This window comes from Halobellus limi, from assembly GCF_004799685.1.
Lineage (GTDB): Archaea > Halobacteriota > Halobacteria > Halobacteriales > Haloferacaceae > Haloquadratum > Haloquadratum limi.
The window spans coordinates 2,587,697-2,609,893 of the sequence record NZ_CP031311.1 but is presented as its reverse complement, the minus strand read 5'-3'; the positions used below and the strand labels follow the sequence as shown (position 1 = coordinate 2,609,893).

25 protein-coding genes and 1 tRNA gene are annotated in these 22,197 nt (G+C 67.3%); 19 read left to right on the top strand and 7 right to left on the bottom strand.

Features of this window, described 5'->3' with window-relative positions; translation table 11 throughout:
* Window positions 1-86: 86 nt before the first annotated feature.
* From DV707_RS12970 to DV707_RS12955, 4 genes are all read left to right on the top strand, one after another.
* Window positions 87-296: a hypothetical protein gene (locus DV707_RS12970; RefSeq protein ID WP_103991304.1), complete on the top strand. Its 210-nt coding sequence runs from the start codon at window positions 87-89 to the stop codon at window positions 294-296.
* A 69-nt stretch (window positions 297-365) separates the two neighbouring features.
* Window positions 366-1,004, top strand: coding sequence for a protein-L-isoaspartate(D-aspartate) O-methyltransferase (locus DV707_RS12965; protein ID WP_103991305.1), 639 nt, complete (start codon window positions 366-368; stop codon window positions 1,002-1,004).
* 93 nt (window positions 1,005-1,097) lie between these two features.
* The gene (locus DV707_RS12960) at window positions 1,098-1,928 is read left to right on the top strand and encodes a protein-L-isoaspartate O-methyltransferase family protein (RefSeq protein WP_103991306.1); all 831 of its coding nucleotides are present in this window, start codon (window positions 1,098-1,100) and stop codon (window positions 1,926-1,928) included.
* Window positions 1,929-2,320: 392 nt separating this feature from the next.
* Window positions 2,321-2,557: a DUF4242 domain-containing protein gene (locus DV707_RS12955; RefSeq protein ID WP_103991957.1), complete on the top strand. Its 237-nt coding sequence runs from the start codon at window positions 2,321-2,323 to the stop codon at window positions 2,555-2,557.
* 222 nt (window positions 2,558-2,779) lie between these two features.
* On the opposite strand, the gene DV707_RS12950 is transcribed toward DV707_RS12955, so the two are convergent.
* Together DV707_RS12950 and DV707_RS12945 are read right to left on the bottom strand one after the other, a co-directional pair.
* Complete coding sequence (locus DV707_RS12950; protein ID WP_103991307.1) at window positions 2,780-3,883, bottom strand: pyridoxal-phosphate dependent enzyme; 1,104 nt, start codon at window positions 3,881-3,883, stop codon at window positions 2,780-2,782.
* Window positions 3,884-3,907: 24 nt separating this feature from the next.
* Entirely contained in the window at window positions 3,908-4,864 is a 957-nt protein-coding gene (locus DV707_RS12945; RefSeq protein WP_103991308.1) for a succinylglutamate desuccinylase/aspartoacylase family protein, read from the bottom strand.
* 139 nt (window positions 4,865-5,003) lie between these two features.
* On the opposite strand from DV707_RS12945, the gene DV707_RS12940 reads away from it, so the two are divergent.
* The gene (locus DV707_RS12940) at window positions 5,004-5,294 is read left to right on the top strand and encodes a DUF7536 family protein (protein WP_103991309.1); all 291 of its coding nucleotides are present in this window, start codon (window positions 5,004-5,006) and stop codon (window positions 5,292-5,294) included.
* 59 nt (window positions 5,295-5,353) lie between these two features.
* Here the strand turns inward: DV707_RS12940 and DV707_RS12935 are convergent, their stop codons facing one another.
* Window positions 5,354-6,580, bottom strand: coding sequence for a potassium channel family protein (locus tag DV707_RS12935; protein WP_103991310.1), 1,227 nt, complete (start codon window positions 6,578-6,580; stop codon window positions 5,354-5,356).
* Between the two features lie 127 nt (window positions 6,581-6,707).
* Between DV707_RS12935 and citZ the strand changes: the two genes are divergently transcribed.
* The 13 genes from citZ to DV707_RS12875 all read left to right on the top strand — a co-directional run bounded on the left by citZ (window position 6,708) and on the right by DV707_RS12875 (window position 18,668).
* Complete coding sequence (gene citZ / locus DV707_RS12930) at window positions 6,708-7,847, top strand: citrate synthase (protein ID WP_103991311.1); 1,140 nt, start codon at window positions 6,708-6,710, stop codon at window positions 7,845-7,847.
* Window positions 7,848-8,484: 637 nt separating this feature from the next.
* Window positions 8,485-9,696: a threonine ammonia-lyase gene (gene ilvA / locus DV707_RS12925; protein WP_103991312.1), complete on the top strand. Its 1,212-nt coding sequence runs from the start codon at window positions 8,485-8,487 to the stop codon at window positions 9,694-9,696.
* Entirely contained in the window at window positions 9,693-9,896 is a 204-nt protein-coding gene (locus DV707_RS12920) for a hypothetical protein (protein ID WP_103991313.1), read from the top strand. The genes ilvA and DV707_RS12920 overlap by 4 nt, the downstream gene beginning before the upstream one ends.
* A 27-nt stretch (window positions 9,897-9,923) precedes the next feature.
* Window positions 9,924-10,004, top strand: a tRNA-Ser gene (locus DV707_RS12915).
* A gap of 314 nt (window positions 10,005-10,318) precedes the next feature.
* Window positions 10,319-10,492 (top strand): hypothetical protein, encoded by a 174-nt coding sequence (locus DV707_RS18645; RefSeq protein WP_170216848.1) that lies wholly within the window; start codon window positions 10,319-10,321, stop codon window positions 10,490-10,492.
* A gap of 277 nt (window positions 10,493-10,769) precedes the next feature.
* The gene (locus tag DV707_RS12910; RefSeq protein WP_103991314.1) at window positions 10,770-11,573 is read left to right on the top strand and encodes a DUF7847 domain-containing protein; all 804 of its coding nucleotides are present in this window, start codon (window positions 10,770-10,772) and stop codon (window positions 11,571-11,573) included.
* A 285-nt stretch (window positions 11,574-11,858) separates the two neighbouring features.
* Entirely contained in the window at window positions 11,859-13,508 is a 1,650-nt protein-coding gene (thsB, locus tag DV707_RS12905; RefSeq protein ID WP_103991958.1) for a thermosome subunit beta, read from the top strand.
* Window positions 13,509-13,826: 318 nt separating this feature from the next.
* The gene (locus DV707_RS12900; RefSeq protein ID WP_103991315.1) at window positions 13,827-14,816 is read left to right on the top strand and encodes an ornithine cyclodeaminase family protein; all 990 of its coding nucleotides are present in this window, start codon (window positions 13,827-13,829) and stop codon (window positions 14,814-14,816) included.
* A 41-nt stretch (window positions 14,817-14,857) separates the two neighbouring features.
* A complete protein-coding gene (locus DV707_RS12895; RefSeq protein WP_103991316.1) occupies window positions 14,858-15,361 on the top strand; it encodes a DUF7549 family protein in 504 nt (167 codons plus the stop codon).
* A gap of 132 nt (window positions 15,362-15,493) precedes the next feature.
* Complete coding sequence (locus DV707_RS12890; RefSeq protein ID WP_103991317.1) at window positions 15,494-16,450, top strand: mechanosensitive ion channel family protein; 957 nt, start codon at window positions 15,494-15,496, stop codon at window positions 16,448-16,450.
* Window positions 16,451-16,635: 185 nt separating this feature from the next.
* Window positions 16,636-17,553: a DNA-3-methyladenine glycosylase family protein gene (locus DV707_RS12885; protein WP_103991959.1), complete on the top strand. Its 918-nt coding sequence runs from the start codon at window positions 16,636-16,638 to the stop codon at window positions 17,551-17,553.
* Between the two features lie 122 nt (window positions 17,554-17,675).
* The gene (locus DV707_RS12880; RefSeq protein WP_103991960.1) at window positions 17,676-18,161 is read left to right on the top strand and encodes a DUF555 domain-containing protein; all 486 of its coding nucleotides are present in this window, start codon (window positions 17,676-17,678) and stop codon (window positions 18,159-18,161) included.
* A gap of 123 nt (window positions 18,162-18,284) precedes the next feature.
* Complete coding sequence (locus DV707_RS12875) at window positions 18,285-18,668, top strand: group I truncated hemoglobin (protein ID WP_103991318.1); 384 nt, start codon at window positions 18,285-18,287, stop codon at window positions 18,666-18,668.
* A 131-nt stretch (window positions 18,669-18,799) separates the two neighbouring features.
* On the opposite strand, the gene DV707_RS12870 is transcribed toward DV707_RS12875, so the two are convergent.
* The gene (locus tag DV707_RS12870; protein WP_103991319.1) at window positions 18,800-19,036 is read right to left on the bottom strand and encodes a UPF0058 family protein; all 237 of its coding nucleotides are present in this window, start codon (window positions 19,034-19,036) and stop codon (window positions 18,800-18,802) included.
* A 215-nt stretch (window positions 19,037-19,251) separates the two neighbouring features.
* Here DV707_RS12870 and DV707_RS12865 point away from each other — a divergent pair, with 215 nt between their 5' ends.
* Complete coding sequence (locus DV707_RS12865) at window positions 19,252-19,659, top strand: translation initiation factor IF-2 subunit beta (protein ID WP_103991320.1); 408 nt, start codon at window positions 19,252-19,254, stop codon at window positions 19,657-19,659.
* Between the two features lie 8 nt (window positions 19,660-19,667).
* On the opposite strand, the gene DV707_RS12860 is transcribed toward DV707_RS12865, so the two are convergent.
* The 3 genes from DV707_RS12860 to corA all read right to left on the bottom strand — a co-directional run bounded on the left by DV707_RS12860 (window position 19,668) and on the right by corA (window position 22,164).
* The gene (locus DV707_RS12860; protein ID WP_103991321.1) at window positions 19,668-19,847 is read right to left on the bottom strand and encodes a DUF7836 family putative zinc-binding protein; all 180 of its coding nucleotides are present in this window, start codon (window positions 19,845-19,847) and stop codon (window positions 19,668-19,670) included.
* A gap of 103 nt (window positions 19,848-19,950) precedes the next feature.
* A complete protein-coding gene (locus DV707_RS12855; RefSeq protein ID WP_103991322.1) occupies window positions 19,951-20,946 on the bottom strand; it encodes a transcription initiation factor IIB in 996 nt (331 codons plus the stop codon).
* Between the two features lie 219 nt (window positions 20,947-21,165).
* A complete protein-coding gene (gene corA, locus DV707_RS12850; RefSeq protein WP_103991323.1) occupies window positions 21,166-22,164 on the bottom strand; it encodes a magnesium/cobalt transporter CorA in 999 nt (332 codons plus the stop codon).
* Window positions 22,165-22,197: the final 33 nt, after the last annotated feature.

Below are 22,197 nucleotides of genomic sequence, written 5' to 3'. Positions count from 1 at the left end.
TTTTTATTACTCGGTCCGGAAGCGGCGTCTTCACGCCCGCGCTCGGCGGTACACTTAGGTCGGCGTCGGGCGAACACGGCGCCGACGTGACACGAACTGCCGCCTACGCCCTCCTCGTAGCCGCAGGCGCGCTCGCCGCACCGATCGTCGCGGCCGGACTCGCCTTCCCGGTGTGGACGTTCGACGTCGTCGGATTCGTCGGCTTCCTCGCCGCCGTCGCGCTCGTCGTCGCCGGGGGAGTGGTCCTCTGCGTCGTCGACCTCACGAGCGCCGTCGAGCGGACGCTCGGGCCGTGATACGCGCCTCGGGCCACCGCGCAGGGACGGGGGGAAAGATTCGACTCGCTGGAGCGCCAACTGCCGCGTGTGAGCGAGGAACACACGGAGGCGCGCCGAGCGCTCGTCGAGCGACTGCGCCGCCGTGGCTACGTCGAGAGCGACCGCGTCGCCGACGCGATCCGCGCGGTGCCCCGTCACGAGTTCGTCCCCGCGGGTCGCCGCGACCGCGCCTACGACGACCGCCCGCTGTCAATCGGGAACGACCAGACCGTGAGCGCCCCGCATATGGTCGCGCTGATGTGCGAACTGCTCGATCCCGCGCCCGACGACGCGGTGCTGGAAGTCGGAACCGGCTGCGGCTACCACGCGGCGGTGACGGCCGAACTGCTCTCCGACGGGCACGTGTACTCCGTCGAGTACGACGGTGACCTCGCGGCGGACGCCCGCGGGACTCTCGGCCGACTCGACTACGCGGATCGGGTCTCGATCCGGGTCGGCGACGGGCGGGAGGGTTGGCCCGAGTACGCCCCGTTCGACGGGGCGTACGTCACGTGCGCGGTCCCGTCCGTCCCCGACGCGATCCGAGCGCAACTCCGATCCGGCGGACGGATCGTCGCACCCGTCGGCGACGTCAACCAGACGTTGGTCGTCCTCGAAAAGCGCGCGGACGGATCCTTCGATCGGAGCGACCACGGGGGCGTCCGCTTCGTTCGCATCCGCGGGTGAGCGGTCGAGGTACGCGGCGCACTCCGGCGGCGCACCGCTTGATCCGAGGCCCGGAGCGTGCAGTTGATTAGTACGCACGCCCGAGCGCAACGTATGGACCCCGGGGATCTGCGCGGAGAGATGGTCGACGGCCTGGAGGAACGGCTGTCGATCGACGACGCCGTCGCGCTCGCGATGCGGACGGTCCCCCGCCGGACCTTCGTCGACGACGCGCCCTACGACGGCCGGAGCGAGGCGGACGGAACCACGGTTCTGGCTCCCGAAATGGTCGCGCGCCTCCTGACGGCGCTCGACGTGAACGCCCGAAACGCCGAGGCGTCAGTCGGTGCGGGCGGCGCGGCGGGAACGGACCGGACGGAGGGCGCAGACGGTATTGCAGCGGACGACGCCGAGTCGACCGGCGACGTCCTCGTCGTCGGCGCGGGCGTCGGCTACACGGCGGCGATCCTCGCGGAACTCGTCGGCGAGACGCGCGTGCACGCGGTCGACATCGACCGGCGGCTCGTCTACGCCGCGCGCTCGAACCTCGAATCCGCCGGCTACGGCGGCGTCCTCGTCGACGCTCGCGACGGGGCGCGCGGGCTCCCCGAGTACGCGCCCTTCGACCGGATTCTGGTCGAGGCGGCCGCCATCGAACCCCCGAAGCGGCTGGTCGAGCAGCTCGCGCCCGGCGGGCGACTCGTCCTCCCGCTCGGCGGCCCCGAGCAGTCGCTCGCCGTCGTCGACGACGACGGCGAGGTCGTCGAGCGGTGCGGGCCGGTGGCGTTCAAACCCCTGCTGGTCGACGGCGAGCAGGGCAGCGCGCCCGCCCGGAACCGGACCGAACGCGAGGACGCCCAGCGGGCCAACGAGCCGGGCTACTTCGCGAAGACCGGGTGGGAGCAGGAGTGGATCGACTGGGACGAGCAGATGAGTCGGCGGTAAGTCGTCTTTCGATCCCACTTTTTGCTGCGTCGGGTCGCGCTGCGCGCGACCACTCGCTTGCAAAAATCTGGATCAAAAAGCGTCCGACTCCGCCGTCTCCGGAAGAGCGGGGCTCTTGCGTGCACCTATTCTCTCCTGTCGGTCGCTCCCGGGAACTTCGGCGGCTCCGTCGGTGAACTTGCTCGCTCACTGCGCCCGCTCGCGGATGCTCGACATAGCGGGTGTGAAATCACTACGATCTACAGATATGCAATGCGAATGCCCCTGGGCTTGACCCCGAGGCGGTTCACGGGAGTTCCACTTATACAGAGGACTTCAGGTAAATATATAATAATTATTAGATATCTTTATACTCTGAGGCGTCGTAACAGGATACGACTATGCCCTTATATATGGACGTTCACAGGAACGTCGGCGGTAGTGCTGAGGACGTTGCAGAGGCCCACAAAAAGGACCTCGAAACGCAAGAAAAGCACGGAGTGAAATATCTGAATTACTGGGTCGACGAGGACCAAGACGCCGTCTTCTGCCTGTTCGAAGGCCCCAGCAAAGAAGCGGGTGAGAGGGTACACCGCGAAGCTCACGGCCTCACCGCAGAGGAGATCTTCGAGGTCCAGCAGGGAGAGTGAATCAACCGCTGAGATAGACTCTAGTAGGGAGTATCGCGGCCAACCGGCCGTCTACAGACCCTCGACTGGCCGCGGTATTCGCTTCGGATGAAACCGAATCGATGGATTGCTACGATAATCTATATGAGTTCTCACAGGGTGTGATCCGCAAGATCCCCACGTCGGTTCTCACGTAGCTGTGAGACCACAAAACGATCTTCTCGCCCCCAATACTTCGGACGCCTACGTTTTCAGCCCGCTCCCGGTGAGCGGGACCACGACGTCGTCGTCGGCAGCGACGACGCCGCGCTCGCGGTAGACGTCGAGCGCCGCGGGCGCGACGGCGCAGGTGGGTTCGACGTAGAACCCCTCGCTGTGGAGTCTGTCGAGTTCGCGCTCGACCGCTCGCGAGGGGAGGGCGACCGCGTCGCCGCCGGTGTCGTCGATCGCCGCCAGGATCTGTGATTTCCGGACCGGCTCACGGATCTGGATCCCGTCGGCGACGTCGTTTTCGCCGGCGGCCGCCGCCTCGCCGTGCAGTTCCGCCGTGATCGGGGCGGAGCCGGCCGCCTGCGCGCCCAGGAGGCGCGGCATCGACTCGATCCAGCCGGCGTCGTAGAGGTCGCGGAAGCCGCGGTAGGCGCCGAGAAAGAGCGTGCCGTGGCCGAGCGGCGTCACGACGGCGTCCGGCGCGGTCCAGTCGCGCTGGGCGCAGACCTCGTACGCGAACGTCGCCGTGCCCGCGAAGAAGGCCGGGTTCCACGCGTGGGAGGCGTACCACGCGTCCCCGGCGTCGACGGCCGCCACGCAGGCGGCCGTGACGTCCTCGCGGCTCCCCTCGATCGGGACGACTGTCGCGCCGGTCCGTTCGATCGCGCGGCGTTTTCCGGGCTTGACCGACGCGGGAACGTAGATCTCGGCGTCGAGACCGGCGCGGGCAGCGTAGGTCGCGATGGCCGCGCCCGCGTTGCCCGAGGAGTCCTCGACGACCCGGTCGACGCCGAGTTCGGCGGCGACAGAGAGCGTCACCGTCGCGCCCCGGTCCTTGAACGATCCCGTCGGGAAGACGTACTCCAGTTTGAACGCCGCGTCCCACTCGGGCGCGTCGACGAGCGGCGTCAGCCCCTCGCCGAGCGTCACGTGCGGACCGACCGGGAGGAAGTCGCGGAAGGCCCACAGCCCGGCGCGGGTGTCCGCCCACGACGCCGGTGGGGCCGTCCGTTTTCGGTGCTTCGCCGACGACGACGCGAAGTCCAGCGGCGCGCCGCAGTCACACCGCCAGGTCCACCCGTCGTGCGTCTCCTCACAGACCGAACAGACGAGTTCGAGCGTCGGTGGAAGTGGCATCGGTGGATGAGCCTCGACGGTCGCTCAGTACGTGTCGACGTTGGTGCCGACAGAGCAGACGTACTCGCCGGTCGCGACCTGCGGGAGGCGGCGGGTCCGCCAGAAGACGCCGTCGCTGTTGGCTGTCACGCGGGCCTGCAGTTCGCCGAAGACGTCGATCACCTCGAAGAGGAGGTCGCCGGCGGAGACCCGATCACCCAGGTCGGCCTCGAACCGCACGAGTCCGCCGCTCGGGGAACCGTACTGATCGAATCCCTTCGCGCGCGTCTGCTGCGACGCGGTGGCGTCGCCGTCGAGGAAGTCGTACTCGCGGAGGACGTTGAACACGCCCTCGACGCCCGCCCGGATGCTCTCTTCGTCCCAGCCGACGCAGCCGCCGAGTTCGGGGTCGATCGTCGGAATCCCCTCGTCCGGTCCGGCGCGGGCCAGCTGTCCTTCCGGGCCCTTCTGATCGAGGACGTAGCCGCAGCCGAACGTCTTCGCGAGTTCGAGACACTCCCCGTGCATTCGGTGGCGACGGCCGCAGCGGACCCGTACCTCGTCGATCATCCGCGACGTCGAGCCCTGGTGGAGGTCCAAGATCAGGTCCGCGCGCGTCGCCGCGTCGAACGTCGCCGCGGCGATGCGCTCCGAGGAGGTTCCCCGCTCGTCGCCGGGGTACGCGCGGTTCATCTTCGTGTCGTCGATCGGGTTCCGGTGCTCTGCGACCTGAAACGCGTGGTAGTTGACCACGCCGACGACGAGGAGCGTCCCCGAGAGTTCCGCGGGATCGAGCCGGGGGACGACGCGGCTGACGACGCCGACGCCGTTCAGTTCGTCGCCGTCCGAGGCCGCCTGCAAGTAGAGCGTCTTCCCGTCGGTAGCGCCGTTCACGACCGCACAGGGAAGGCCCACCTCCGTCCCGTCGCGGGATTCGCCCACCGCCAGACGGCCCGTGTCGATCTCGCCGGGGGCCGCACTCGCCGTGCCGAGTGTCGTCATTGTCCGACACTCGGAGGGGTCGGACTTTAGGGGTTCGGTCTCCGCCGCTCGCCGTCGTCTATCCACCGTTCTCCGGCCCCCGCGCGAACGGCCGATCGCGACCGACGACGCTTTGCCGACCGCACCGTAACGAGCGAGTATGAGCGACGAGGTCCCGGACCGGCCGCCGCAGTCGGGGCTGGTCAGCGCGCTGTCGGTCCCGCGGAACGCGACCGTCGGCGTCGCCGCGGGCATCGCCCTGGCGGTCCTCGCCTACCTGGTCCGCGTGTTCGAGGTGTTCGGACCGTTCGCGGGGACGCGCGAGTACCCCGTGTTGGGTCCCGAAGGGTGGTTTCTGGTGCTCGCGTTCGTCCTCGCGACGTCGACGGCGCTGCTGGTGGCGTCGGTACTGACCGTCGTCGAGGCCGTGCGACTGACTCGGGAGTTGTAATCTCGTCCGGACGCTGCCGCCTCTCTCTCTCTGACGCTGCCGCGTTCTGCCTCCGAGCGCTACTCGTCGAACTCCTGAACGTCGCCGACGAGTTCGCTCAGCCGCTCTGCGCCCGCGCGCGTCCCCTTCGCGATGATGACGTCGCCGCCGCGGAGTTCGGTCTCCGGTCCGGGCTGGACGACCCACTCCTCGCCGCTCTCGCCGCGGCGGACGGCGATGACGCGCATCCCCGTCTCGGTCTTGACCATCCGCTCGCCGAGCGTGGTGCCCGCGAGCTGGGCGTCGGACGCGACCGAGAGCCGAACGATCACCTCGTCGGACTCCTCGACGGCGGCGGCGACCACCGGATGGGCGTCGATGCCGCGGAGGACGCCCTCGCTGATTTCGAGGGCGGCGTCGGAGATGACCTCCGTCGCCGACGCCAGGCGGACGAGGCCGCGGAGCCGGACGGGATCCTCGACGCGGCCCGCCGCGCGGAGCGTCCAGGCCTCGAAGCGCGACTGCAGGGCGTCGACCTCCGCCTCGAGCTCTTTTACCTCCTCGGCGACGCCCTCGCTGTCGAACAGCACCGCGCCGTAGGCCAGGTCGACGGCGAGCTCGCTCATGTCTTTCATCAGCGTGATCGAGTCGATCGCCCGTTCGAGGTCCTCGATCGGCGGTTCGACCGCCTCCGCGGGCTCGTAGGGCTCGCCGGTCGCCGCCTCGTAGACGGCCGATATGCCGTCTCGCGGACCGCGGAGCAGCAGCGAGTCGTTCGGCTGGAGTTGGCTGTCGGGGCCGGGGTTCATCAGCCACCGGCGCTTGCCGGTCGCCGACTCCCGACGGATCGCGATGACGCGAACCCCCGTCTCGGTCTCCATATTGACATCGAGGAGCGTCCGACCGGCGTACGGGGAGCCCTCGTCGACCGCCGCGCGGACCAGCACCTCGACGGCCTCGGGGAGTGCGGTCCGGATCGCGTCGGGCATCCCGATGTCTTCGAGGACGATCTTCGCGATGTCGCCGGCGGCGTTCGAGATCTTCTCGGCGGCACCCATCACGCCGAGGACGGGAGCCAGTTGTTCGGCGTCTTCGGGGCTTCGGGCCGCCATCAGGAGGCTCATCCGGCCCTGGAGTTGGAGGATGTCCATCCGCCCTTCGAGCTCCAGCACTTCCCGGGCGATCTCGTCGCTCCCGTTGAGGACGGCGGAGTACGAGAGGTCGATGAGGAGTTCGGCGGTGTCTTTCATCTCCGCCAGCACCTCCTTGACGCTGACCGGCTCGTACTCGACGTCCCGTGGGTCCATACCTCGCCGTTCGGGGTGGGGCGCCAAAACGCTTGGTGGTCGACCGCGTCGCGCTTCCGGGGCGTTGTGCGCGAGCGACACCCGTAAACGATAACGCTTTTTTCACGTGGACGGGAATCTGATAGGTATGTCAGACGACCTGAAGCGCGGGCTGGAAGGCGTCCTCGTCGCCGAGTCGGAACTGAGCTACATCGACGGCGACGCCGGAAAACTGGTCTACCGCGGGTATCCGATCGAGGCCCTGGCCCGCGAGGCGTCTTACGAGGAAGTCGTCTACCTCCTCTGGCACGACGAACTCCCCGACGCGGCGGAGCTCGCCGACTTCGAGTCGTGGATGGCCGAGCGCCGAACGCTCGACGAGGAGGTCCTCTCCGTGGTCCGGAAGCTCGCCGAGGCCGACGAGGTGCCGATGGCGGCCCTCCGGACCATCGTCTCCGCGCTGTCGGCGTACGACGAGGACGCCGACCATCAGGACGTGACCGATCTCGACGCGAACCTCCGGAAGGCGTGTCGGATCACCGCGAAACTCCCGACCGCCCTCGCCGCGTTCCAGCGCATCCGCCAGGGCGACGACCCCGTCGAGCCGCGAGCGGACTTAGACCACGCCGCGAACTTCCTCTACATGCTCAACGACGAGGTGCCCGACGACGTCCTCGCCGAGACGTTCGACATGGCGCTCGTCCTCCACGCCGACCACGGACTGAACGCCTCGACGTTCTCGGCGATGGTGACCGCTTCGACGCTCTCTGACCTCCACAGCGCCGTCACCGCCGCCGTCGGGACGCTCGCCGGATCGCTTCACGGCGGCGCGAACGCCAACGTGATGCGGATGCTGAAGGAAGTCGACGACAGCGACGTCGGCCCCACCGAGTGGGTCGAGAACGCCCTCGCAGAGGGGCGTCGCGTCCCCGGGTTCGGTCACCGCGTCTACAACGTCAAGGACCCCCGCGCGAAGATCCTCGGCGAGAAGTCGAAGTCGCTGGCGGAGGCCGCGGGCGACACCAAGTGGTACGACTACTCCGTCGCGATCGAGGAGTACATCACCGAGGAGAAGGGCCTCGCCCCCAACGTCGACTTCTACTCGGCGTCGACGTACTACCAGATGGGAATCCCGATCGATATTTACACGCCGATCTTCGCGATGTCCCGCGTCGCCGGCTGGATCGCCCACGTCCTCGAACAGTACGACGATAACCGCCTCATCCGCCCCCGGGCGCGTTACGTCGGCCCGACGGACCTGACGTTCCCCGACCTCGACGAGCGATAGGCCGGTCCTCAGCCACGGTCGTTCGCGGCGGTGTACCGCTCCTCGGAGAGAAAACCCCGCTCGTGGAGCAGTTTCGTCGCGAGACGAGGACCCGACGAAGAACGCTGACCTGCCGGTGCTCCGAGCGGAGAACCTGCGTCGCGTCTCTCCGGTTCTCTGCAGCGGGTCTGAAACCGCGCCGAACAGCGCTCCCCAACGGGAGGGGATCACTCTCCCCGTCGGTGGATCGAGAAGTATCAATGAACAAATAAGTAACCGGTTCAGCCGTCGCTCCCCTGCCGAGCGACGGCGCGTCACTCTCTTGGCTCTCATTCGATCTGATGTGTAGAAAATATCACTCAATAATGACGTTTGATTAACACTACCCACCACAGCAGACGGACGACAGACGAACGTCAGACAGCGGCGGGGAGGCCGTCGCTGTCGCCCGATTTCACTTTCACTCTGCGTGGGGGATATTTATGTACCTCGCGGGTGCATACCCAAGTGCACGTCACACGCGTGCATTCCCCCCTTTCCCCCTTGACACCTGAGAGCGGCGCCGGTCCGGATCGCTGCCGCGAACGGCGGCCGCCCGGGTGTCGTTCGGATACCAAGAAGAACATTTAGGCCCGGCCACGCGGTACGGGGGACCGAGATGCTCTCTCTCGCCGACGTCGAGGCCGCCCGCGAGCGGATCGACGGCGTCGTCCGGTGGACGCCGCTCGAGTACTCCTACACGTTTTCGGAGATGACCGGTGCGGACGTCCACCTGAAGCTCGAGACGTTCCAGCGGACCGGCGCGTTCAAACTCCGCGGGGCGACCAACCGGATCACCACGCTCTCGCCGGCCGAACGGGAAGCGGGGGTCGTCACGGCGAGCGCGGGCAACCACGCCCAGGGGGTCGCGCTCGCGGCGTCGCGGTTCGACGTCGACTCGAAGATCGTGATGCCGGAGCACGCGCCCATCTCGAAGGTGGAGGCGACGGAGCGCTACGGCGGCGAGACCGTCCTCCACGGCGCGGACTACGACGAGGCGCAGGCGAAGGCCCACGAGATCGAACGCGAAGAGAACCGGACGTACGTCCACGCGTTCGACGACGACGAGGTGATGGCCGGACAGGGGACGATCGGCCTGGAGATCGTCGACGACTGCCCGGAGGTCGACACCGTCGTCGTCCCGGTGGGCGGCGGCGGGCTCATCTCCGGGATCGCGACCGCGGTGAAGGGGCGCAAATCGGACGTGCGCGTGATCGGCGTCCAGGCCGAGGGCGCGGCGTCGCTGCCGGAGTCGCTGCGGACCGGGTCGATCGCCGAACTCGACGCCGTGAACACGATCGCCGACGGCATCGCCACCCGGAAGGTCGGCGAGCGTCCGTTCGAGGTGATCCGCGAACGCGTCGACGAGGTGGTGACCGTCTCCGACGAGGAGATCGCGGTCGCGCTGACGTACCTGCTCGAACGGTCGAAGACGCTGGTCGAGGGGGCCGGCGCGGTCCCGCTCGCGGCGCTGCTCTTCGAGCACTTCGACTACGAGGAGGGCGAGACGATCGTCCCGGCGCTGTGCGGCGGCAACATCGACACGAACCAGTTGACGACCGTCCTGGTCCGCGGACTCGTCGAGACCGGCCGCTATCTGAAGATCCGGACGGTCCTCCGCGATCGCCCCGGCGCGCTGCAGGACCTCGTCGAGATCATCGCCGACCGCCGGGCGAACATCTACGCGATCCAGCACGACCGGACCTCCCGCGACGTCGCGATGAACGAGGCCGACGTCGAGATCGACATCGAGACGCGCGGGCACGACCACATCGACGAGGTGCTGGAGGCACTGAGGGACGCGGGATACGAGGTCGAGGTGCTGGCGTGAACCGGACCAGATCGTCGCTGCTGTGGGGGACGGTCGGCGCGCTGACGTTCCTCGTGCTCGTCCAGGGGTACCGCCTGCTCGTCGGCCCCCTGGGTGTCACCCTCTTGAACGGCGCCGGGATGGCCCTCGTCGTCGGGGCGGTCGTGTCCCTCGTTTCCTACGCCGCCGAACCGCGACTCGCGGCGAAGGGAAGGACTTAAACGATTCAGTAGGCTACCTCCGATCGAGCCAGGATGGCCGAGTGGTAAGGCGCACGCCTGGAAAGCGTGTTCCCTCTGGGATCCAGGGTTCAAATCCCTGTCCTGGCGCTTTCTCGAATCGATTCCCCCGCGAGACGCGTCGTCGTCGAGCGGACGCGAGTCGATTACGTGCTGTCGTCACCGAGAGGATTTGAACCACGCGAGACGAGCGAAGCGAGTCTCGCCATCGGGTTCAAATCCCTGTCCTGGCGCTTTCTCGAATCGATTCCCCCGCGAGACGCGTCGTCGTCGAGCGGACGTCGATCAAGATGTCGACTCCGGCACCGACGGGTCCTCGCGGTCGTACGCGATAGCTGCCTGTACCGTCAGAAGTGTGAACAACACAAAGTTAATGGGTATGGGAATCGTCGACACGGGTGACAATGCCTGACACGAAAAACGGCCGGGAGCGGAAGGGACGGAACAAGCGCAGCCAGCTCCAGGAGGAGCTCTACGAGGAGGAGATCGAGGCGCTCGACGCCGACGAGGAGCTCCCGTCCTTCGAGCCGTCCTCCGATCGACCGTTCGTCGCCGACGAACTCCCGGACGAGACGTAGCGACGGGACCGTCGGTTCGTTCTTCGGTGGGTACGCTCGGCGGCCACTGCGTCGTGTGCGACCGGGCCGTTGCCGTCCTCGCCCGTCGTGCCCCTGCCGTGTCGAGATCGGTCTCGGGGGCGACAGCCACGCTCCGGTCGTTCTCGTAGTCGATCCGTGAGCGCTGCGACCGCTCGCGACGTCCGGGTCGGCCGGGCTCGAATCGGGGGAGACGACGACTCCGGCGGATCGTCTCCCGCTACCAACGTTTACGACGCTCGGCCGAGACCGTGTGGCTATGGCTGCCCTGAAGTCCCTCCGCCCAGCCGCCAGTGCACTGGTTCGCAACCCGATTCTCGCCGCTCTCGTCGGAATATTCGGCCTGATTCAGCTGCCACAACTGGCCTTGCAGGCCTTCCAGCCGCTCTTGGCCGCGCTCGTCTCCCTCGTATTGACCGGGGTGATGATCCTCGTTATGCCGTTCTTTCAGGGCGGCCTCATCGGGATGGCGGACGAGGCACTCGATGGCACCGCGAGGGTCGAGACGCTCCTCGCCGTAGGGAAGCGCCACTACGTCAGCCTCCTCGTGGCGTACCTTGTCGTTCTCGCGGTGAACTTCACGCTGGGGATCGCCGCGTTCTTCGCGGCGATCTTCGGCGGCGCCGGCCTCTTTGCGCTCGACGCGGCATCCAACGTGGTGGGACTCGGCGCGCTCGCGGCCGTCGGCCTCCTGTTCGTCCTCGCCTATCTCCTGATCGCCTTCTTCGTCCAGTTTTACGCCCACGCGATCGTCCTGAGTGACGCCGGCGTGGTCGCGGCTTTCAAGCGAAGCGTCGGGCTCGTTCGGCGGAACCTCCTGAGCGTCGGTGGATACACGGCGATCCTCCTCGTGGGGAGCGTCCTGTTCGGCGGCATCGGCGGCGTGGTCTCGCTACTCCTGTCACCGCGACCGACAGCCCTTCCGGTCCCGGAGCTTTCGACCGCGCTCCTGGTCGGGGCCGCCATCGTCTACGTGGTCGCGATCGCCGTCTTCGGCGCGTTCTACGCGGCCTACTCCGTCGCGTTTTATCGGGCTATCGACGACACGACGCCGACAGCGTAGCGGTCTGTCCGGCTCTCGCCACGGGGGCGCGCTGCGTCGCGCGCCTCGACCCGCTCGACGGGACAGCCGGATATATAAAAACCGAGCGTAGTCGGTTTCAGACGGAGCGAGAGTGCCAATCGTTACCACACGATACTAGTGCATAGCGTCCCTTTTTCGCCGTTATTCGCGGCGTACGGTGGCTCTTCCCGGAGTCCTTCTAACTCCCCTGAACCGAAGTTTTTATATAGAATCACAAACAATCAGTCGATGTCTATGAGTCAGCGAATGCAGCAGGGTCAGCCGATGATCATTATGGGCGAGGACGCCCAGCGCGTCAAGGACAAGGACGCTCAGGAATACAACATTCAGGCCGCCCGAGCGGTCTCCGAGGCGGTACGCTCGACACTCGGACCGAAGGGGATGGACAAGATGCTCGTCGACTCGATGGGAGACGTGACCATCACGAACGACGGCGTCACCATCCTCCAGGAGATGGACATCGACAACCCGACGGCCGAGATGATCGTCGAAGTCGCCGAGACTCAGGAGGACGAGGCCGGCGACGGGACGACGACGGCGGTCGCCATCGCGGGTGAACTCCTGAAGAACGCCCAGGACCTCCTCGAACAGGACATCCACCCGACGGCGATCATCAAGGGCTTCCACCTCGCGAGCCAGGAGGCCCGCGACCAGGTCGACGACATCGCCGAGTCCGTCGAGCCCGGCGACACCGAACTCCTCCAGAAGGTCGCCGAGACGTCGATGACCGGCAAGAGCTCCGAACTCAACAAGGAGCTCCTCGCCGAACTCGTCGTCGAGACCGTCGAGGCCGTCACGGTCGAGGCCGACGACGGCTCCTACGTCGTCGACCTCGCGAACGTCAACGTCGAGACGCAGACCGGTCGCGCGACGAGCGAGTCCGAACTCCTCAACGGGGCCGTCGTCGACAAGGACCCCGTCCAGGACGACATGCCGACGGCGTTCGACGAGGCCGACATCCTGCTGCTCGACGAGCCGATCGAGATCGAGGAGACCGACGTCGACACGCAGGTCAACATCGAGTCCCCCGACCAGCTCCAGCAGTTCCTCGATCAGGAGGAGAAACAGCTGCGACAGAAGGTCGACCAGATCGTCGACTCCGGCGCCGACGTCGTCTTCTGCCAGAAGGGCATCGACGACATGGCCCAGCACTACCTCGCGAAGGAGGGCATTCTGGCCGTTCGCCGGACGAAGAAGTCCGACATCGCGTTCCTCCGCGACGTCGTCGGCGGCAACGTCGTCTCCGACCTCGACAGCCTCACCGGGGCCGACCTGGGCTACGGCTCGGTCCGCCGCGACGGCGACGACGAACTGTTCTACGTCGAGGGGCTCGGCGACGAGGCCCACGGCGTCACGCTGCTGCTGCGCGGCTCGACCGACCACGTCGTCGACGAGATCGAGCGCGGCGTCGAGGACGCCCTCGACGTCGTCTCCACGACCGTCTCCGACGGTCGCGTCCTCGCCGGCGGCGGTGCGGTCGAGGTCGAACTCGCCCGTCGGCTCCGCAGCTACGCCGGCTCCGTCGGCGGCCGCGAGCAGCTCGCCGTCGAGGCCTTCGCCGACGCGGTCGAACTCGTCCCCCGCGTGCTCGCCGGGAACGCCGGGCTCGACTCCATCGACACGCTCGTCAAGATCCGCGAGGCCCACGAGAACGGCGACACCCGCGCCGGCCTGAACGTCTTCAGCGGCGACGTCGAAGACACGTTCGAGGCCGGCGTCGTCGAGCCCGCACACGCCAAGGAGCAGGCGCTCTCCTCGGCCACCGAGGCCGCGAACCTCGTCCTCAAGATCGACGACATCATCGCCGCCGACGAACTGAGCACCGAGGGCGACGGCGACGAGGGCGGCGCGCCCGGCGGTGCCGGTGGAATGGGCGGTATGGGCGGAATGGGCGGTATGGGCGGCGCGATGTGAAAGCGGTCGGAAACCACCTCCAACCCACCTCCCACGGGTCGTCAGGGTCCGCCTGACGGCTCACGCCCGGTTCCGTAGCAACCTCTCACGACGAGCCCGGTCGGCTCGACTGATCGCAACTCGCCGTTTTTTTCGACTCGATTCACCCCATAGCGATCCGTCTCTCCCGACGTGACGGTCCGGTACGGGATTCCGTGTCGCCACCGTTATATCCGATCGCATCCAAATTAGTTAGACAAACATCTCTATTTTTCTCATCCAGTGATATCTGATTCGGAAATGGGATGAATTAAGTACGGAACAGACGAACGCGGGCGTATGGAAACGCTGCTGCTGAACGGGACGGACGTCCGCGAGAACGCGTCGATGGCGGAACTCGTGCCCGCCATCGAAGACGCCTTCGCCGCCTTCGAGCGCGGGGACGCACAGATGCCGGCGAAGTCGTACGTGGACCTCCCGCAGTACAACGGCGACTTCCGGTCGATGCCCGCGTACCTGGACGTCGGTGAGTGGGACGCCGCCGGGGTCAAGTGGGTGAACGTCCACCCCGACAACCCCGAGAAGTTCGACCTCCCGACGGTGTTGGGGACGATGATCTACTCCGATCCCGAGACGGCCGTGCCGCTCTCGATTATGGACGGCCGTGAACTGACGATGCTCCGGACGGGCGCGGCGGCGGCCGTCGCGACCGACCACCTCGCGGTCCCCGACGCCGACTCGCTCGGCATCGTCGGCGCCGGGGTCCAGTCGTATACGCAACTCCGCGCGATATCGCAGGTCAGAGACATCGAGACCGTCGTGATCTCCGACCTCGACGAGGAACGCGTCGCCGAGTTCGTCGCGACGTTCGAGGACGACTACGACGTCCGCGGGGGTACGGTCGCCGAGGCCGCCGCCTGCGACGTGCTCTCGACGGTCACGCCCGTCGAATCGCCGATCGTCTCTCCGGAATCGGTCGGCGATCACACGCACATCAACGCGATGGGCGCCGACGCCGCCGGCAAGCACGAACTGGCCGACGAGATCCTGCTGGAGGCGAAACTCGTGATCGACGACTACGAGCAGACGACCCACTCCGGCGAGATCAACGTCCCCTGGAGCGAGGGCGTCCTCGACGACGACGACATCTACGGGTCGGTCGGCGAGATCGTCACCGGCAAGAAACCCGGCCGGACCGAAGGCGACGGGATCTCCGTCTTCGACTCGACGGGACTGGCGATTCAGGACGTCGCGGCCGCCCACGTGGTCTACGAACACGCGACCGAGCGCGGCAACGGATACGGGTTCGACCTGCTCGGTCTCGCGTGAGTCTTCGGTAGCTTTTACAGAACTGCCGACGCTGACCAGGTATGGTCTGGGTTCGCGCGGAGTACGCGGGCGCGCTGGCGGTGGTCTCGACGTGGATCGCCGCGCTCGTCCCCTGGAACGTCACCTACTCGACGGGCGTCTCCGGCGGGTCGGTGCTGTTCGTCCGCTTCCCGTTCTTCCAGGTGCGGTACGCCTTCGGCGTGCCGGCCGCCCGCCGCGTCAGCCTCTCTGATCCGCTCTCGGCGACCGCGTTTCAGGCGGGACAGACGATCCAGGCGGCGTATCAGGTCTGGACCGTCGGTGCGGCTATCCTCACGATCGCGGTCGTCTTCGCCGCGGTCTACTACCGATACGAGGACGCCGTCGAGTCCGGCCCGGTCGACCCGGTCCGGCTCCTCGGCGGCTTGCTGATGCTCTCCGGCACCGTGCTCGCGGCCGCGACGTACCTGCTCGTCACCCGCGGCTTCCCGGGTGTCCCGGTCCCCGTCGGCGTCCTGCTCCTCCTCGTCTTCGGCGGCGTGTTGCTGACGGTCGACCGCGAGTGACCGTCGGCCGCCGCCCGTGGCCGTGTCTCGAATCGCCATCTTCCCGCCCGCCCGTTTTCGGCCCCGATCGCCTGCCCGTCTCCGAACCCGATCGCCCGCTCGTTTTTTCATCCGTGGCCACCAGACCCGAACGTGGTTCGCCGATCAGCCGGATATCTGTCGCTCGTGGCCGCGGCCGCACTGCTCGTCGTCGCGGGCGCCGTCCGCTCGGCGGACGTCTTCGCCGACGTCGCCGTCGGGAGCTGGCAGCTTCAGCCGGTGGTCTCCCAGGGCCTGCTCGCGGCGGCCGTCCTGGCGGCCGTCACCGGGACGTACCTCGTCGTCGAGTCGGTGCTCGCCGCGCGCGTCTCGAACAGGCGCCGGACGCAGGACGTGCGGAACGTCCTCCGGCTCGCGTTCGGCGTCGTCGCGATCGCGGGCGTCGCGGGCGTCCTCACCGCGCAGTGGGTCGGGCTCCTGTTCTCGCTGGGGATTGTCGGCTTTGCGATCACCTTCGCGTTACAACAGCCGCTGCTCTCGCTCGTCGGCTGGCTATACATCGTCTCGAAGCGGCCCTACGGCGTCGGCGACCGCGTCGAGATCGGCGACAGCCGCGGCGACGTCATCGAGGTGGGCTTTCTCACCACGACGCTGTGGGAGGTCGGGGGACGGCTCGTCACCTCCGGGCAGCCCTCCGGCCGGGTCGTGACCGTCCCGAACGCGGAGGTCCTGTCGGCGCAGGTCGTCAACGACACGACGCTCTTCGAGTACGTCTGGAGCGAGGTGTCGGTCCAGGTCGCCTACGAGACGGACCTCGCCTTCGCCCGCGAGGCGATGATCGAGGAGGCGACCGAGCACCTCGGCGAGGAGATGCGTGGCGGGGTGCAGACCTATCGCAGTCGGCTGGAGCGGACGGCGGTCGACCTCGACGTTCGGGAGGAACCGACGGTGAACGTCCTCCAGCGGGAGTCGTGGGTCGAACTCCGACTGCGGTTCCTCTCGCCGTCGCGTCGGGTGACGCGGAACAGAAACGCGCTGTACGAGCGGATCCTCGCGCGGTTCGACGAGAACCCCGACCGCGTGAAGTTCCCGGTGGGCCGGAACCGCTGATCGCCATCGAACTCCCTACCCGGCACCGCTGATCACCATCGAACCCTCTACCCGGAACCGCTGACCGCCGTCGGACCCGCCGTGACCGGCACCGCTGATCGAAACCGGCATACGCGCCGCGTCCCTCCCGACTGTCGATGAAGTCCGAACCCAGCGTGAGCGGCGAGGTCGACGCGGTTACCGAACTGGAAACCGGCGCGATCCCGCTCTCGGAGATCGCCGGCCCGTTCGACCTGCAGGCGACGCTGGAGAGCGGCCAGTCGTACCTGTGGGACCGCCCGGACGGACGGATGTACGAGTCGATGGACGTCCGCGGCGGCGACGCGTGGTACCGGACGGTCGTCCCGCCGATCGAGGGCGTCTCCGAGGAGTCGATCGCCGTCCGGGTCCGCCAGCGCGACGACGAACTGGAGTGGGCGGCGACGGGCGATCCCGTGCCAGTACTCCGCCACCTGCTTCGCCTCGACGACGACCTCGACGCGATCTACGCGGCGGCGCCGGACGACGACCTCTTCGAGCGCGCGTTCGACGCCTATCGGGGGATGCGCCTCGTCCGCGACCCGCCGTTTCCCTGTCTGGTCTCGTTCATCTGCTCCGCGCAGATGCGCGTTTCCCGGATCCACGGGATGCAGATGTCTCTCGCCGACGCCTTCGGCGACCGCCACGCGTTCGACGGCGAGGCCGTCGCCGCGTTCCCGACGCCAGCGCAACTGGCCGCCCGCGAGGAGTCGGAACTGCGCGACCTCAAACTCGGCTACCGCGCGCCCTACGTCCGGAAGACGGCCGCGATGGTCGCCGAGGGCGAGGCCCACCCCCGCGAGGCGGCCGGTCTGGACTACGAGGACGCGCGCGAGTACCTGACGCAGTTCGTCGGGGTCGGCGACAAGGTCGCCGACTGCGTCCTGCTGTTCTCGCTGGGGTACCTCCAGGCCGTCCCGCTCGACACGTGGATCCGGAGCGCCATCGCCGAGCACTTCCCCGAGTGTGACCGCGGGAACTACGCCGAAACGTCGCGCGCGCTCCGCGACCGCCTCGGCGGCGAGTACGCGGGCTACGTGCAGACGTACCTCTTCTACTACTTGCGGGCCCGCGGCGACGAGTGACGCGGGCGATCGCACGGCTCTCGGTCCGCGGGCTCGTCCCCGAACCGTCGTCGACGGACGTTCCACGCTCTCGTCTCCCGACGGGCGAACCTTTGATGCCGCCGGCGCTCCTACATCTCAGTATGGACTGCAGAGTCGTCGTCGAGGCCGCCATTCCGGTGTACGACGTGACGACGCCCGACGAGGCGATCCGCATCGCCATCTCGAAGACGGGCGAGATGCTGAACCCCGACCTGAGTTACGTCGAGATCTCGATGGGGTCGCGGACCTCGCCCGACGGAGAGGAACTCCCCCCGGCGTTCATCGCCGCCGACGAGGCGCTCGTGGCCCTCGAACTGGAGATGACCGTGTTCAACGTCGAGCAGGAGGAGCACGCTTCCCGAATCGCCCGCAAGGAGATCGGCCAACGGCTCGAGAACGTCCCGCTGAAGGTCCTCTCGGTCGAGCCCATCGAGAGCGACGACGAAGACGACGAGTCGGGTTCAGAACAGCCAGTCGACGAGGGGTCGCCAACGGAGGACGCGGACGGTTCGCAATCGGAAGCGGACACGGACGACGGCGACGACGACCTCATTCCGGAGTTCGACGACCTCGTCGACGGCGGCTGATCGGCCGTCCCGGTTTCGTCGGGCGTTCCGGACCTTCGATCGGTCGGAACGGACGTTCCGCAGCCGGCACGACCGCGGGATGCAGTCGTTACGCTCGTGTATTTCGAGTGCTCACGTCTCCGTATGCCGGACGAAACCCTGTACGGACGGCTCGGCGGGTACGACGCCATCCGAGCCGTCGTCGACGACTTCTACGACCGACTGCTCGACGACGAGGAGCTCGCCCCGTTCTTCGAGGACGCGGACGTCGAGCGGCTCCGACGGACGCAGACGGCCTTCCTCTGTGAGGCCGCGGGCGGGCCGGAGACCTACGACGCCGAACCGGTCCGAGAGGCCCACCTGCACGTTCCCTTCACCGAGGACCACATCGAGCGCGCGGTCGGACACCTCTCGGACAGCCTCGACGCGTTCGACGTGCCCGAGTCGGACGCGGAGGAGGTCGTCGGCGCCGTCGCGGCCCACCGCGAGGAGCTTCTGGACCGGCCGGCCGACGGCGGAGCGGAGTAGCTCCGCACACGACGGAGCCGAGCGGCTTCCGGCGTACGTCGCGCCGTGTGGTCTACCGGAGACGCTCGCGGGGCGGGCGCTGTCGCTGGTCGGTACGGAACGGTCGGGGAGGATGCGGCGAGTCGGCGTATTCAGTCGGCAGTGGCTGCGACGCGGTCCTGCTCGACTTCCTCGAACGAGGAGGTGATTCCTTTGACGAGTTTGAAAACAGCGGCCTTGTGGTCGGTCTTCGATTTGTGGATCGATGTCGGTCGGACGCCGAGTTCGTTGTACGCTTCGAGTGATACGTCGTCGTCTTCCCACGCTTCGACCTGGGTGTGTACCTCTGCAAGCAGGCCGTGAAGATGGATGAGCTCCTGCTTCTTCATGAGCAATGCTCAGTTGAGACTGGAAGAATATATTACTATCCTGAGTCTCGTTAACACGGACCTCCCGAATTCCCCGCCGAAACGCCTCGATTCGCCGGAATCTCTGTCTTCAATCATGAAGGATCGGCCGACGGCTACGCGCTCCAGATGGGGTCGCCGCCGCACCGATCGCTCGGATATGAACGCTTTACACGACGCGCCACGATAACTCGGGTATGGACTACGAGGATCAACTCGATCGGGCACTCGAACAGTCGCCGGACATCACCGACAGCGGCGGACGGTTCGAGGTCCCGGACCCCGACGTCCGGCCGGAGGGACACGTCACCGTCTGGGAGAACTTCGAGGCGGTCCACGATCGGCTCGCGCGCGATCCGGACCACCTGGTCCGCTTCATGCAGTCAGAGCTCGGAACGAGCGCGCAGATCGACGACCGCGGACGCGCGCGGTTCACCGGCGATTTCAAACAGCGGCGCGTCGCCGACGCGCTCGACGCGTACGTCGAGAGCTTCGTCATCTGCAGCGAGTGCGAGTCGCCGGACACCCGACTCGTCGAAGAACAGGGGACGACGGTGTTGAAGTGCGACGCCTGCGGGGCGCTCTCGTCGGTTCCCGACCTGTAGGGCCGGTCTCACTCGAACTGCTTTACGGTACTCAGGTCGCGCTCTGTCCGCATGAACTCCGCGAGCCGGCGCGTCGCGCCGCAGGAGGAACACGTGAAGTTCTGGCGGTGATCCGGCAACGACGTCGGCTCCGCCTGCCAGTCTTTCTTACACTCGGGACACAGCAGTCGGACAAACGCTTCGACCATAGCCTACCCGACTCCCGGTACGTCAATAAAGGTTGGTGCGCGGTCCGTCACGGGGCGTTACGCGATCCGTTACGGTCCGTTACGACGGGGCGTCGAGGGGGCGTTACGCGAGGACGCCGCCGGCGTCTTCGGCTTCGAGGAGTTCCTTGTAGCGGTTGCGGATCGTGACCTCCGAGACGTTCGCGACCTCGCTGACCTGGCTCTGGGTCACCTTCTCGTTGGTGAGAAGCGCCGCGGCGTACACCGCGGCGGCCGCGAGGCCGACGGGCGACTTCCCCGAGTGGATCGCCGCGTGTTTCGCGTTGCGGAGGAGCTGTCGCGCCTGCCGCTCGGCCTCGTCGGAGAGACCCAGGTCCGAGGCGAACCGGGGGACGTACTGCTCGGGGTCCGCGGGCTCGACTTCCAGCTTCAGCTCTCGGACGACGTAGCGGTACGTCCGCGTCAGCTCCATCTTGTCGACCCGCGAGACGCGCTCGATCTCGTCGAGCGAGCGCGGCGTCCCGGCCTGTCGCGCCGCGGCGTACAGCGCGGCGGTCGCGACGCCCTCGATCGAGCGCCCGGGGAGCAGATCCTCGCTGAGCGCGCGGCGGTAGATGACCGAGGCCGTCTCGCGGACGTTCTCGGGGAGGCCGAGCGCCGAGGCCATCCGGTCGATCTCGCCGAGCGCCTGCTTGAGGTTGCGCTCCTTCGAATCGCGCGTGCGGAAGCGCTCGTTCCAGGTGCGCAGCCGCTGCATCTGCTCGCGCTGTCGCGACGACAGGGCGTTGCCGTAGGCGTCCTTGTTCTGCCAGCCGATGTTGGTCGACAGTCCCTTGTCGTGCATCAGGTTCGTCGTCGGCGCGCCGACCCGCGACTTGCGGTCTCGCTCGGCGCTGTCGAAGGCGCGCCACTCGGGGCCGCGGTCGATCGAGTCCTCGTCGACGACGAGGCCACAGTCCGCACAGACGGTCTCGCCGTGGGATTCGTCGCTGACGAGCGTTCCGCCGCACTCGGGGCAGACGTGCTCTTCTTCGTGTTCTTCGCTCCGTTCCTCCTCGGCTCGCTCGGCTGTTCGCGCGTCGCGGTCCTCGACGTGGTTTCGGGTTCGTGTGTCACTCATGGGTTGGGTGGGCGCGTCCGAGCCGGCAGAAAAAAAGACGGGCCGGCTGGCACTTACCTTACCATCAGTAAGTACGTGAAGTATTTAAATCTTTCTGTGCATCTATAACCTTTGATATGGCTATATACGCCACGGCTGGGCGATTTCGAGGCCTCTCGACGGGTACTCTCGGCCGGAATCCGAGTGTATATATCGGTTTCGCTACCGGGTCTATCGTCCTCAGATCCACCCCTCCCGACGGAAGTGCACCAGGAGGATCGCAGTGACGAGTCCCATTCCGACGACGACGGCCGGGTACGCGAAGGGCCACGTCAGCTCCGGGAGGTTCGTCGCGTGTTCGCCGAAGTTCATCCCGTAGACGCCGACGACGAACGTCAGCGGGATGAAGATCGTCGCGACGACGGTGAGCCGCTTCATTACCTCGTTCGTCGACTGCGAGACGACGTTGAGGTAGATGTCCCGCGTGCCGCGGGTGAGGTCGCGGTACGTCTCGGTGAGATCGACGATCTCGACGAGGTGATCGTAGACGTCGCGGTAGAACTTCTCGGTCGACTCGTCGACCTCGTCGACGCCGCCGCGCGCGAGCGTTCCGACGGCCTCCCGCATCGGCCAGACCACCTTCCGGAACGACAGCAGGTCGCGCCTGACGCCGTTCAGCGCCTCGATGAGCGTCTCGTCGGGGGTCGCGAGGATCGCCTCCTCGATCTCCTCGATGGTGTCGCCGACGGTGTCCAGCAGGTCGAAGTAGTCCTCGACGGCGTGATCGATCACGCGGTAGGCCGCGAAGTCGGGTCCCTGCTTCAGCGTCCGGCCCTCCTGGTTCTCGACCGACTGCCAGACGTCGGAGACCACGGCGACGCGGTCGTCCTCGGCGGTCACCGTCACGAGCCACCCGTCGCCGAGGAACAGCCCGATCGGTTGGGTCCGGACCTCCTCGTCGAACGTCGTCTCGCCGCGTTCGAGCGCGACGGTCTTGATCAGCACGAACGTGTGATCGTCGAACGCCTCGGTCTTCGGCCTGACGCCGCCCCGCACGTCCTCCAGTTCGAGCGGGTGCAGCGAGAACGCCGCCGTCAGGGCCCGCTCTTCCTCCCGCGTCGGCGTGCTCACGCGAACCCACGTCGTTCCCGACGCCTCCCGCGCTGCTTCGAGGTCGGCCTCGTCCTCGATCGTCCGGTGCTCGACGCCTCCCGAGTCGTAGACGAGCGCGGAGATCACGGGGTCTCACGCTCCGCTTCGGACCGTCGCGAT